General features: G+C 34.5%; 9 protein-coding genes and 1 pseudogene. 5 read left to right on the plus strand and 5 right to left on the minus strand.

The features are described 5' to 3' along the window. The 3 genes from AB4Y90_RS09890 to AB4Y90_RS09900 form a co-directional block, all read left to right on the plus strand. A partial coding sequence (locus AB4Y90_RS09890) for a histidine kinase (protein ID WP_441557311.1) occupies positions 1 to 1,764 on the plus strand: 1,764 nt, incomplete at its 5' end. Between the two features lie 33 nt (positions 1,765 to 1,797). Further along, on the plus strand, positions 1,798 to 2,361 hold the full coding sequence (locus AB4Y90_RS09895) for a LytR/AlgR family response regulator transcription factor (protein ID WP_441557312.1): 564 nt from the start codon (positions 1,798 to 1,800) through the stop codon (positions 2,359 to 2,361). A 428-nt stretch (positions 2,362 to 2,789) separates the two neighbouring features. Continuing rightward, a complete protein-coding gene (locus tag AB4Y90_RS09900) occupies positions 2,790 to 3,329 on the plus strand; it encodes a lipocalin family protein (RefSeq protein WP_441557314.1) in 540 nt (179 codons plus the stop codon). A 118-nt stretch (positions 3,330 to 3,447) separates the two neighbouring features. Here the strand turns inward: AB4Y90_RS09900 and AB4Y90_RS09905 are convergent, their stop codons facing one another. Beyond that, positions 3,448 to 3,924, minus strand: coding sequence for a DUF7832 domain-containing protein (locus AB4Y90_RS09905; RefSeq protein ID WP_441557316.1), 477 nt, complete (start codon positions 3,922 to 3,924; stop codon positions 3,448 to 3,450). A gap of 113 nt (positions 3,925 to 4,037) precedes the next feature. Here AB4Y90_RS09905 and AB4Y90_RS09910 point away from each other — a divergent pair, with 113 nt between their 5' ends. Next, positions 4,038 to 5,288, plus strand: coding sequence for a CinA family nicotinamide mononucleotide deamidase-related protein (locus AB4Y90_RS09910; protein ID WP_441557317.1), 1,251 nt, complete (start codon positions 4,038 to 4,040; stop codon positions 5,286 to 5,288). Positions 5,289 to 5,487: 199 nt separating this feature from the next. After that, positions 5,488 to 7,539: a M13 family metallopeptidase gene (locus tag AB4Y90_RS09915; protein ID WP_441557318.1), complete on the plus strand. Its 2,052-nt coding sequence runs from the start codon at positions 5,488 to 5,490 to the stop codon at positions 7,537 to 7,539. Between the two features lie 116 nt (positions 7,540 to 7,655). Here the strand turns inward: AB4Y90_RS09915 and recG are convergent. From recG to AB4Y90_RS09935, 4 genes and pseudogenes are all read right to left on the minus strand, one after another. Further along, positions 7,656 to 9,752: pseudogene (gene recG, locus AB4Y90_RS09920) on the minus strand (ATP-dependent DNA helicase RecG); the annotation flags it as partial. Positions 9,753 to 9,921: 169 nt separating this feature from the next. Continuing rightward, on the minus strand, positions 9,922 to 10,455 hold the full coding sequence (locus tag AB4Y90_RS09925; protein WP_441557319.1) for a thioredoxin family protein: 534 nt from the start codon (positions 10,453 to 10,455) through the stop codon (positions 9,922 to 9,924). Between the two features lie 21 nt (positions 10,456 to 10,476). Then, on the minus strand, positions 10,477 to 11,988 hold the full coding sequence (locus AB4Y90_RS09930; RefSeq protein ID WP_441557320.1) for a peptide MFS transporter: 1,512 nt from the start codon (positions 11,986 to 11,988) through the stop codon (positions 10,477 to 10,479). A gap of 34 nt (positions 11,989 to 12,022) precedes the next feature. Further along, positions 12,023 to 12,668 (minus strand): PDDEXK nuclease domain-containing protein (locus tag AB4Y90_RS09935; protein WP_441557322.1); only part of this gene is annotated, 646 nt, incomplete at its 5' end.

Raw genomic sequence — 12,668 nt, forward strand, 5'->3', positions numbered from 1 at the left:
GTGTTTATTCTTTTGTTGTTTTCTGTGAATAATTTGTATTCGCAAAGCAGAGATACGAAAGAAATTGTTGCCGAAACTACTAAGCTTAAAAAGGCAGTCGACACCAAAAATGAATCTGCAGAAGCCGAATCATATTATAATATTGGGGAAACATTTTTTAATGAAAGAAATTTCTCTAAAAGTGAAGAGTATTTTATAAAATCTAAAACCATCTACGAAAAACTGAATGATAAGCAAAATCTGGAAAAAGTAATCCGGAAACTTGCGCAATCTCAGGAAAATCAAAATAAGCTGCAATCTGCACGCAACAATTACCAAAAGGCTTCGAAAATCGGATATTCTAAATCAAAAAGAAATCTGAATGCCAATGATGCTTCCAGACTTTCATCTCCCACACCGGAAAACAAGGCAGAAGCCATTCAGAATAATATTCAGATCAGCGAAAAAGAAAATAACAAAGAAGATCTTGCAGCCGGATACAGCCAAATGGCAGATGTAAATATCGAAAATAAAAATATTCCGAAAGCTGAGGAAAATCTAAATACCGCCTATAAAATTTCTAAAGAAGAAGCGCCGCAACAGGCTTTGGCAATCAATCAGAAACTGACTGATTTTTATGTAGACAATAAAAATTTTGATAAAGCAATAGAAGCCAAAAAATCGATTTTAAAAGAAAATTTCGTAAAAGAAAATTCTCAGAAAAAAGTAGAGCAGATTCAGGAGCTTGCAGAAATTTACATCAAAAAAAATGATCCGAAAGAAGCGATTGTTTTATTGAAAAATGCTTATGATATTGCTTTGCAGAAAGGTCACACTCTTGAAGCGCAGAAAAGCGTGAAAAAGCTTGACAGCCTTTACAATATTTCAGAAAATACAGATGCCTCGATAAAACTTTACCGTGATTTTCTCGGAAAACTGCCCGATCTGGTTTCAAAAGACAGAAGCCTGGTTGACAATAAAATACTTGAAGATACCGAACAGAGAATTTCACAGCTTATAAAAGAAAAAGAACTGAAAGACGAGCTGATCCGCAAGAAAAATTTATTTAATTATAGTCTGATCGCAGCGTTGTTGATTTTAATAGGTTTAATATTTTTTATTTTCAGAACGCTTAAAAAAGTTCAGATCAAAAATAAAAAAATCGCTTTACAGTCGCTGCGTCGCGAGATGAATCCGCATTTTATTTTCAACAGTTTAAATTCTGTCAACCATTTTATTGCCACAAATAATGAGCTGGAAGCCAATCAGTATTTAACCAAATTTTCAAAATTAATGCGTGGTGTCATGGAAAATTCTACCGAAGATTTCATTCCGTTTCAGCAGGAATTAGATTTGCTTCAGAATTATTTAGCTTTAGAAAAAACACGTTTTGCCGATAAATTTGATTACGAAATTGAAGTCGATGAAAGTTTAAACACCCAAAATCTGAAAGTTCCCGGAATGTTGATACAGCCATTTTTGGAAAACGCAGTTTGGCATGGCTTAAGATATCGAACTGAAAAAGGATTTTTAAGCTTAAAATTTGAAAAAAATAATAATGTTCTCAATATTTTCATCGAAGACAACGGAATCGGCATCGAAGAAAGTAAAAAACAAAAAACCGAGCATCAGAAAACCAGAAAAGGTCGCGGAATGAAAAATACTTTAGAGAGAATTGCTTTGCTGAATGATTTATACAAGCAAAATATTGAATGTAAAATCACCGATAAAAAAGATTCACAAGGTGTTTTTGTTGAAATCTCTTATAAATTGATCAACAGCTAATTTTTAACCTTAACCTTAACCTTAACCTCAAAAATGAAAATAAAATCTGTAATCGTAGACGACGAAAAAATTGCAAGGGAAGTTCTTAGGAATTATCTCACAAAATACTGTCCGCAAATTGAGATTTTGGGTGAAGCGGAAAATATCAAAGAAGCCGTTCCCCTGATTGCAGAAATGCAGCCGCAGCTGGTTTTTCTGGATGTGGAAATGCCTTTCGGAAACGCCTTCGATGTATTGGAGGCAACCAAAGAATTTTCTTACGAAACCATTTTTATTACGGCATTTTCGCAATATTCTTTACAGGCTTTAAACAAATCTGCGAGCTATTATATTTTGAAACCAATCGATATTCAGGAATTGATTTTGGCAGTGAATAAAGTCTATCTCACAGATGGCTCAAAGAAAATGGTCTGCAGATTTTTAAAACATTTTGATGATCTGCTTGAAAATCCTTTCGTTCGAGTTCACCGGTCGCATATTATCAACACCACTTTTGTGAAATCTTACCATAAAAGTGGCACGGCAACTTTATCAGACAATTCCGAAATTGAAGTTTCAGGAAGTTTTAAAGATCAGTTTTTAAAAGTTTTCTCTTAAACTTTAAAATTTATTTTGAACCATTAAGAGGATTTAATAGTTTAAGTTTTATTAAGAAAAAATCAAATAGATTTTTAATAAGCGTTGTGCTTAAAGCGAAGCAACTTAACTTATCTGAACTGCTTAATAAATCTTAATGGTTTAAATTAAAAGATTACAATCAAATTCTGAAGTTTTCTTAAAAAGAAATTTATTTTTGAACCATTAAGAAAATTTTAGGAGTTAAGTTTTATTAAGRAAAAATCAAATAGATTTTTAATCAGCGTTGTGCTTAAAGCGAAGCTCAACTTAAATTATCTAAACTACTTAATAAATCTTAATGGTTTAAATTAAAAAGTTTACAATTAAATTAAAAAGGTTTACAGTCAAATTCAACAACCATTTAAGGCATCATTTTTGAACTTTTCAAGATACACAAAACAAGTATTATGAAAACCTTACACAAAATAGCCATTCCCGTTTCTTTAGGAATTTTAGGACTAATTATTCTCAATTCATGCTCGGTCGGAATCCCAAAAGGTGCAACAGCCGTCAAAAATTTTAATTCTGAAAAATATCTTGGAAAATGGTACGAAATCGCCCGTTTCGACTATAAATTTGAGAAAAATATGGATAATGTTACTGCAAATTATTCACTCAATCCTGACGGAACCATTAAAGTGCAAAACCGAGGTTATAATTATGTGAAAAAAGAATGGAAAGAATCCATCGGTGAGGCAAGATTTGTGAACGAAAAGTCTGAAGCTAGGCTGAAGGTTTCATTTTTTAAACCGATTTGGGCGGGTTATAATGTGATTGATATTGATGATGATTATCAAAATGCTCTGGTCGTAGGAAACAGTACAAAATATATCTGGATTCTTTCGAGAAATAAAGAAATTCCGAACAGTATCAAAGAAAGATTTTTAGCAAAAGCTCAGAAATTGGGTTATAATACCGATGATTTGATTTGGGTAAAACATGATTAATTATTGCTAAAACAATGCAATCTCCATAAAGTTTGTCATTCTGAACGAAATGAAATGCAGTGAAGAATCTATTTAATTTATAGAAATTCTTCCTTCGTCAGAATGACAAACTTAATATTTAATTTAAATTTTTATACTCTTTCCATTCTTCAAAACGGTGATCAATAATCTGTTTCATCAGATCATAATTTTGGTAAGTATCTTCGATGTGATAAAATGTTTCATACTCAAAATTATTTTCTTCGGCTAAACTGTCGAAAAGATTGAGGTAATCTGTTGCAAAAGAGCTGTATTTACTGGTGAAATCGGTTTCGTCTACGTAATAATCTTTGGCAAAACTATTCCCGAAATCATTCAGGTCATATTCTGAAAATTTCTCGTCCATAGAATCGATGATAAGATCTGCACCTGTAATTTCTCTTCGTTTTAATTTTTCAATTTCCTCTTCGGCATCTTCTTTAAATTCTTCGGAATGAAAATTTTTGTTGATACACCAGTTGAGGAACATTCCGATGTGGGTTGCGCTGTTTTTTTCGGGAAGTCCTTCCGGAAAATCTCCGCCATAATGCCAAGAAGCATCATCATATTTGGTCATATTCTTTATTATAGTTTCAGACAGTTTAAACCAAAGATATAAAAAATCATTTTCTTTTGTTTGCTCCGGAGATTTTTACGTCATTTGCAGGGAATTTATTCAAAATTAAAAACATGCAAAACGCAGTTCTTATTACCATCGGTGACGAAATTCTTTCAGGAAATACGGTAGACACCAATTCAAATTTTATTGCTTCCGAACTTAAAAATATCGGTATAAAAGTTTCTCAGATCATTACCATTTCAGATGAGATAGAAACCATAAAAACTACATTGAAAGAGGCATTTGAAATTGGTGATTTGGTCATTACAACAGGAGGTTTAGGTCCGACAAGAGATGATAAAACCAAAAAAGCACTCACCGAATTTTTTGATGATGAAATTGCTTTGGATGATGCCACTTTCGAACATCTTAAAGCGTATATGGAAAGACGTGGTCGCATAGAAATTTTAGAAAGAAACCGCGAACAGGCTTTTGTGCCTACAAAATCTACGGTTTTTCAAAATCATTTCGGAACTGCGCCATGTATGATGATGCAGCACGGAAACAAACTTTCTTTCAGCTTACCAGGAGTTCCGTACGAAGTAAAACCATTGATAAAAGATCAGATTATTCCTTATTTAAAAGAAAAATTTAATCTGAATTATATTTCTACAAGAATTGTTTCTGTTGTGGGAATTCCGGAGAGTATTTTAGCGGATAAAATTGAAGACTGGGAACTTGCTTTGCCTGAAAACCTTGCCTTGTCTTATCTTCCTGTAGGAACACGAGTAAAGCTGAGGTTGACCGCAACCGGAATTGATGAAAACCTTTTACAGCTTCAATTGGAAAACGAAATTCAAAAATTATTTCCGATTATCGGAGAAAATATTATCGCAACTTCTGAGGATAAAATTGAGAAAATTTTAGGTGAAATTTTAAGCGAAAAAAAAATAACCATTTCAACGGCTGAAAGCTGTACCGCTGGAGAATTGTCGCTTTTACTAACCTCAAATCCTGGAAGTTCTAAATATTTTGTTGGTGGAGTAGTAGCATATGCATCGGAAAAAAAGACGGAAATTCTTCATGTTTCAGAAGCTACCATAGAAAGATTTACTGTTGTAAGCGAAGAGGTTTCACGAGAAATGGCGGAAGGCTGTCAGAATTTGTTTAAAACGGATATTTCTCTTTCTACAACCGGAGTTGCAGGTCCCGGAAAAGGTGAGGACGGGAAAGAAGTGGGGCTGGTTTACTATACGATAAAAGTGAAAAACGAATCTCAGACTTTTAAATTGTTTATGCCGCATTTAGACCGACAGGATTTTATTTATTTCGTTTCCCAGAAAATTCTTCAGGATCTGGTCGGGATTTTAATTAATAAATAATTCAGATAAAGAAGTCACATTCTTTGCTGACCGGAAACGCCTTGACGAACTTAAAAACAATTAGTAATCAAAAAAAATTGCGCATTTTGCTTTGAAATAAACTGCTAATCGTTTTCCGGAAAAATCAATTTCAAAATAAATTAACTTTACCGTAACAAAATTTAAATTAAATATACATATTCTGTAAATTATTATTACAATGAAAAAACTAACACTTTCTTTGTTTTTATTAGCTGGAGTTTGTTCACAAAATACATTGAGCGCTCAGACTAAATCTACCAAAACAATGACTACTGATAAAGGTTTAGACATCAGTTTGATGGATAAATCTGTTCGTCCGCAAGATGATTTTTACAATTACGTAAGCGGAACCTGGATGAAAACTGCTAAAATCCCTTCAGATAAACCAACTTGGGGAAGTTTCAACAAATTGGCAGATGATACAGACAACAATTCAATGACAATTTTAAACTCTCTTCTGAAAGATAAATTCGCAGAAGGAAGTGAAGGCAAAAAAATCCAGGATCTGTATGCTTCTTACATGAATATGGAGAAGAGAAATGCAGACGGAATCAAGCCTATCCAGGAAAATATCAACAAAATCGATGCGATTAAAAACCTGACAGATCTTCAGAATTATTTAGCTTCTGTAACGAAAGAAGGTGAAAATAATTTCTACGGATGGGGTGTTTATGCAGATCTTAAAGATTCTAATATGAATGCCGTTTACTTAGGTGACGCTTCACTGGGAATGGGCAGAGATTATTACCAAAAAGTAGATGCTAAAAACACGGAAGCTCTTGCAGAATACGAAAAGTATGTAGCTTCTATGTTAAAAGAATTAGGCTATAAAAATGCTGATGCAGCCGCCAAAGGAATTGTAGATTACGAAAAAAGTATTGCAAAACATTTGTTGACGAATGAACAAAGTCGCGACAATACGCTTCAATACAACCCAAAAACGATGGCTGAGCTGAAAGATTTGGTTAAAAATGTAGATCTTCCTGCTTATCTTAAAAAAGTTGGCGTAGATACAGACAGAGTAATCATCGGTGAATTAGGGTATTACAAAAATTTCGATCAATTGGTAAATGCTAAAACGTTACCTGTAATCAAAGATTATCTGAAATTCCACATGATCAGCGGAAGCGCTTCTTATTTAAGTGAAAAATTAGGCGACATGAAATTCGCTTTCTATGGAAAATATTTAAGAGGTCAGCAAGAGCAGAGAGCTTTAAACAAAAGAGGATATGAGTTGATCAACGGTTCTTTAGGTGAAGCTTTCGGTAAATTATATGTTGATAAATATTTCCCGGCTTCGGCAAAAGCTCAGATGGTTGAATTAATCGATTATCTAAAGAAAAGCTTCGCCGTTCATATCAATGGTTTAACATGGATGTCTGATGTGACAAAGGAAAAAGCAATGGCTAAATTGAATAAATTTACCGTAAAAGTTGCTTATCCTGATAAATGGAAAGATTATTCTAAATTGGTAATCACTCCGGAATCTAAAGGCGGAAATTTATACCAAAACCTTCAGAATATCGGCGAATGGCAGTACAACAGAGAGCTGGCTAAAATTGGAAAACCTGTTGATAAAACAGAGTGGGGAATGACTCCGCAAACTGTAAATGCTTATTATAACCCGGTTTATAATGAGATCGTTTTCCCTGCTGCAATTCTTCAGCCGCCTTTCTTCAATCCTCAAGCTGATGCTGCTGTAAATTTTGGTGGAATCGGTGCGGTTATCGGTCACGAAATGAGCCACGGATTTGATGATTCAGGTGCTCAGTTCGATGCAGAAGGAAACTTAGTTGACTGGTGGACTCCGGAAGATAAAGCAAACTTCGAAAAAGCGACGAAAGCTTTGGCTGCGCAATACGATAAATATGAGCCTGTAAAAGGAACTTTCGTAAACGGAACATTCACAAACGGTGAAAATATTGCAGATTTGGGTGGTGTAAATATCGCTTACGATGCATTGCAAATGTATTTGAAAGATAAAGGAAATCCTGGTGTAATCAGCGGTTATACACAAGATCAAAGATTTTTCTTAAGCTGGGCAACCGTTTGGAGAACTTTATCAAGCGAGAAATATATGGTAAACCAAGTAAAAACAGATCCGCATTCTCCTGGATATTTCAGAAGTTTCGGGCCGTTAACCAACGTTGATGCTTTCTACAAAGCATTTGATGTAAAACCTGGTGACAAATTATACAAAAAGCCGGAAGACAGAATCAAAATCTGGTAATCAAAATTTAAATTATTCTAAAACCGTTCAGAAATGAGCGGTTTTTTTTATTCAATAGGAACGGGCTTTAGCCCGTTTACAATTTTAGATAAAACTTTATTGGCTTTAGCCAAAAACTAAGAAATCTTACTCCACTTATTTTTGCCTTTATAATTCTGCAGATAATAATTTTTAATAATCTGGTTATCGGTTCTCGATAAATTCGGATCTGCCTCCAGAATCTTTTCCACCATTTTTTTTGTGGTTTTAATGATCTGCGCATCGTTGACCAAATCTAATCTTTTGAAATCAACAACACCGCTTTGCTGGGTTCCCAAAATATCTCCGGGACCGCGCAATTGCATATCGACTTCAGAAATTTTAAAACCGTCATTGGTTTCCACCATCGTTTTGATCCTGGTTCTGCTGTCGCTGGAAAGTTTATCGGAAGTCATCAAAATACAATAGCTCTGTTCGGCTCCTCTTCCCACTCTTCCGCGAAGCTGATGAAGTTGCGAAAGCCCGAATCTTTCAGCACTTTCAATGACCATGACCGAAGCGTTAGGAACATTTATGCCTACCTCAATTACCGTTGTTGCAACCATGATCTGAGATTTTCCCGAAGCAAAATAGTTCATCGCGACATCTTTTTCATCGGGTTTCATTTTTCCGTGAAGCATTGTGACATTATAATTAGAAAAATTATCCATCACATGTTCCAAACCTTCCTGCAGATTTTTATAATCCAATGTTTCAGATTCTTCAATCAAAGGATAAACGAAATAGATCTGTCTTCCTTTCCTGATTTCTTCATGACAGAAATGGTAAACATAAGCACGGTCTTTTTCTCTTCTGTGAGCCGTAATGATTGCTTTTCTTCCGACCGGCATTTCATCAATCACCGAAACATCAAGATCCGAATAAAAGCTCATTGCCAAAGTTCTCGGAATCGGCGTTGCGGTCATCACCAAAATATGAGGCGGGATTTTATTTTTAGCCCAGAGTTTGGCCCGTTGAGCGACACCAAATCGATGCTGCTCGTCAATAATTGCCAATCCAAGGTTTTTAAATTTCACTTTGTCTTCCAAAACAGCATGAGTTCCCACCAAAATTGAAAGTTCACCGTTTTCAAGTTCTTCATGAATCACTTTTCTTGCGGAAGCTTTTACCGAACCGGTCAAAAGACTCACTTTAATTTCAGTGTCTTTCAGTAAATCTTTAATTCCGTTGTAATGTTGTTGCGCCAGAATTTCCGTCGGAGCCATCAAACAGCTCTGAAAACCATTGTCTAAAGCAATAAGCATTGTTAACAAGGCAACCATTGTTTTTCCCGAACCTACATCGCCCTGCAAAAGTCTGTTCATCTGGATCGGCTTTTTCATATCCATTCTGATTTCCTTTAAAACTCTTTTTTGAGCTCCGGTGAGTTCGAAAGGAAGATGATTTTCATAAAATCCCGTAAAATGATCACCGACAATCGGGAACGGATTTCCTATAGATTGTGTTTTATGATGAAGTTTTTTTAAGGCATATCCTAACTGAAAGAAAAATGATTCTTCAAACTTTAAACGCTGATTCGCCTTTTCAAAATAATCTAAATTTTTTGGAAAATGAATGTTTAAAAAAGTATGTTGCCTCGATAAAAATTTCATCGAATTCATTATATATTCGGGAAGATTTTCCTGGATAAGATTCGGGATTTCTTTGCAGATATTTCTTAAAACTACTTGGAAGAATTTTTGATTTAAACCTCTTTTCGTCAGTTTTTCTGAACTTGGATAGATGGGTTTTAGCCTATTGTCTTTTTCTTTGTTTTCATCCAGCTCGATTTCCGGATGCGGCATCGAAAACTGATTATTAAATGCATTGATCTTCCCGAAAATAAAAACTTCACGGTTTACAGGAATCTGCTCTTTCAGCCATTTTGAATACTGAAACCAAACCAGATCCATGCTTCCTGTATCATCATTAAATTTTGCGGTCAGTCTTTTTACTTTTCCGGTAAGAATTTCCTGAACGTTTGAGATTTTTCCTTTCAGCTGAATTTCAAGATTGCTTTCCTGAAGCTGAGCGACTTTATAGACTTTATTTTTATCTAAATACCGGATCGGGTAGAAGTTGATAAGATCATCCACAGTAGAAATTGCCAACACATTTTTAATGAGTTTGGCTCGTTCAGGACCAATTCCTTTTACAAATTCTATGGGAGTTTCAAGATTCATTATTCGAGTTTCGGGATACGAGTTTCGGGTTTTATGATCCGCATTTTAGATGAAATAAAGCCCGAATTTCGGTAAAATAAAAAAGACTTCCAAAAAAATTGAAAGCCTCTCTGTTATTTTTTAATATTAAACTAAAGATTTCACAATCTCAAACCTCGAATCGTGTATCTCGAAATCCCGATCAGTCTTTTATTTTAGATCTGAATTTCTTCTGATAATCTTCCCAATCTTGTTTGGTTTTTACTTTTTTGTATAAATCGTTAGAGATAAACTCAAGATATGGTTCTAATTCTTTCGCCGACAGCTCACCCTGCAACATGGTGATGGGTTTTCCGACTTCATCAAGAAAAACTGTACTTGGTACTGCATTTACATTCATAAACTGTGTAAATTCGTGCAGTGAATTTCTTCCTCTCTTATGAGGTGTATTTTCGTTAGAAAATTTTCTGCCGTAGATTTCGATAGTATTTTTGTCTTCAGAATTAAATTTAACGGGATAATAATTTTCATTTAAAAACTCATAAATTATGGGATTTCCGTATGTTTTCTTATCCATTAGTTTGCAGGGTCCACACCAATCTGCATAAAAATCGATAAGGATTTTTTTAGGTTTTGTTTTTTGTGCATTTAACGCTTCTTCAATCGTCATCCATTTTACCTGAGAAAATGTAAAAATAAATTGAATAAAAAAGATTAGTACAAATATTTTTTTCATCTTATTTGTGATTTTAAATTATTAACGAACTTCCTGCATCAGTTTTTTCACCCACGGAGATATCAAAATTAATACCACACCTGCAATTACTGCGTAAAGCCCAAGTTGCTTGTAACCTTCTGTATATGTTATTAATGCATCATAATTTGTTGATCCTTTCTTTGTATCGGCTAAACCGGCTCCAATAATTCCGGCAACATATTGTCCGTAAGCAGAAGCCAGAAACCACATTCCCATCATCATTCCCTGAAGATTTTTGGTAGAAAGTTTCGTCATAATCGATAATCCGATAGGAGAGAGGCATAATTCTCCCAATGTGATAACCAATAAAGCTAATGTAAAGAAATTTAAAGAAGTAATTCCTTGTAAATCTGCAAATAATCTGGTGGCAAATAAAACGTAATATCCTAAGCCTAAAAATATAAATCCTAAACCGAATTTAATGATTGTATTGGGTTCGATTTTTCTTTTGCTCATCCAGATCCATAATAATCCGAGTAATGGAGCAAGAAAAATAATGAAAAATGCTCCTCCTGAATTATTCACGCCATTCGGATCCAGCCCCAAAAGATCCTGATTTAAATTTTTGGCAGCAAAAATACTCAGTGAGCCGCCGCTTTGCTCATAAATTCCCCAGAATAGAATGGAGAATAAGATGAAAACCAAGGCAGCCCAAAGTTTTTTACGTTCGTTCGGGGTGACTTTAGTCATTTCATAAAAAAGGTAGATCAACGTCAATGGTCCTACAGTCCACATAAAATAATCAGTGTATTCCGGTACTGAAACCATGATCATAATAATCGGAATGAATATCAATGATAAAATATATGTTCCGTATTCTTTCCATTTTGGAATGGGTGCAGATTTTATTTCATTATCGGCGTGTCCGGGCTGAAGCCCGATTGTACCCAAACTTCTCTGTGTAAAAACGAAATTAATTAAGCTGATGACCATCACTATTGCAGCCAGTCCGAATGCGATGTTCCATCTTATTCCTTCTGAAATAATGCTTCCGAAAAGTTCGCCCTTCCCGATTGCGATGCACAAATAACCGCCCAATAAAGCTCCTAAATTGATTCCTGCATAAAAAAGTGAAAACCCTGCATCTGCTCTTGAATCATTGGGTTTATAAAGCTGACCGACCATTGAAGAAATGTTGGGTTTAAAAAAGCCTGTTCCTACTACGGTAAAAGCTATTCCCAAAAAGAAAAACTTGTGCGGATCTGTAGCTAAAATTAAACTTCCGACAATCATTAAAAGCCCACCCCAAAAAAGAGATTTTCTAAATCCTAATATTTTATCTGCGAAAAGCCCGCCCACGAAAGTGAAAGCATATACGAAAGCCTGTGTAGCTCCATATTGTAGATTGGCCTCTTTTTCATGAAAATTGAGTTGTGAAATCATAAAGAAAACCAACATTCCACGCATTCCGTAAAAGCAGAAGCGTTCCCACATTTCTGAAAAAAAGAGTGACCAGATTTGTTTAGGGTATTTTCCTTTAAAGCTTTGTATTTCGTCTAAAGTTAGGTTCATAATTCAAAGATAATTAGTATATGTAATTGTGAAATCATTTAAGATTGTTTTTTTCATCTTCCCGATCAAGCTCAAAACGAATCCTGTCCTGATCGATGATTTGTTTTAAGTCTTCTTCTTTCGGAAGGTACAATAAATATTTGCTTGCGAATAGATTGTTTTTGTCATTTAAAACAGAATATTTTACAATAGTTTCGTCTTTTTCAGCACATAAAAGAATTCCGATTGTTGGATTATCGCCTTCGCTTCGTTTCAGATCATCATACATTCTTACGTACATATCGATTTGACCGATGTCTTGATGTAAAAGTTCTCCTGTTTTTAAATCAATAATAACGAAACATTTTAAAATGTAATTGTAAAAGACCATGTCTATGTAAAAATCTGAAGTGTCTGTGGAGATATGTTGCTGCCTTGCTACAAAAGCGAAGCCTTTCCCAAATTCTAAAAGAAACTTTTGAATATGATCGATAATTCTGGTTTCTATTTCTTTTTCTGAAATTTTTTCTTCCGATTTTATTCCTAAAAACTCAAAAATATAAGGATCTTTTAAAATACTATGAATGGTTTCGTGTGTGGATTTTTTATGCTGTAAAACTCTTTCGTAAGCAAGAGAATTGATTTGTCTTTTCAGATCTCTTGAGCTCCAATTGTTTTGAATTGATTCATTTAGATAATAT

Origin of the sequence: Chryseobacterium sp. 2TAF14, assembly GCF_052115105.1 — a bacterium.
In the GTDB taxonomy this organism is placed as follows: Bacteria; Bacteroidota; Bacteroidia; order Flavobacteriales; family Weeksellaceae; genus Chryseobacterium.

Excerpts from the sequence above, each read along its gene's own strand:
- AB4Y90_RS09895 (WP_441557312.1), top strand. The coding sequence starts at position 1,798 with ATGAAAATAAAATCTGTAATCGTAGACGACGAAAAAATTGCAAGGGAA.
- AB4Y90_RS09900 (WP_441557314.1), top strand. The coding sequence starts at position 2,790 with ATGAAAACCTTACACAAAATAGCCATTCCCGTTTCTTTAGGAATTTTA.
- AB4Y90_RS09905 (WP_441557316.1), bottom strand. The coding sequence starts at position 3,924 with ATGACCAAATATGATGATGCTTCTTGGCATTATGGCGGAGATTTTCCG.
- AB4Y90_RS09910 (WP_441557317.1), top strand. The coding sequence starts at position 4,038 with ATGCAAAACGCAGTTCTTATTACCATCGGTGACGAAATTCTTTCAGGA.
- AB4Y90_RS09915 (WP_441557318.1), top strand. The coding sequence starts at position 5,488 with ATGAAAAAACTAACACTTTCTTTGTTTTTATTAGCTGGAGTTTGTTCA.
- AB4Y90_RS09925 (WP_441557319.1), bottom strand. The coding sequence starts at position 10,455 with ATGAAAAAAATATTTGTACTAATCTTTTTTATTCAATTTATTTTTACA.
- AB4Y90_RS09930 (WP_441557320.1), bottom strand. The coding sequence starts at position 11,988 with ATGAACCTAACTTTAGACGAAATACAAAGCTTTAAAGGAAAATACCCT.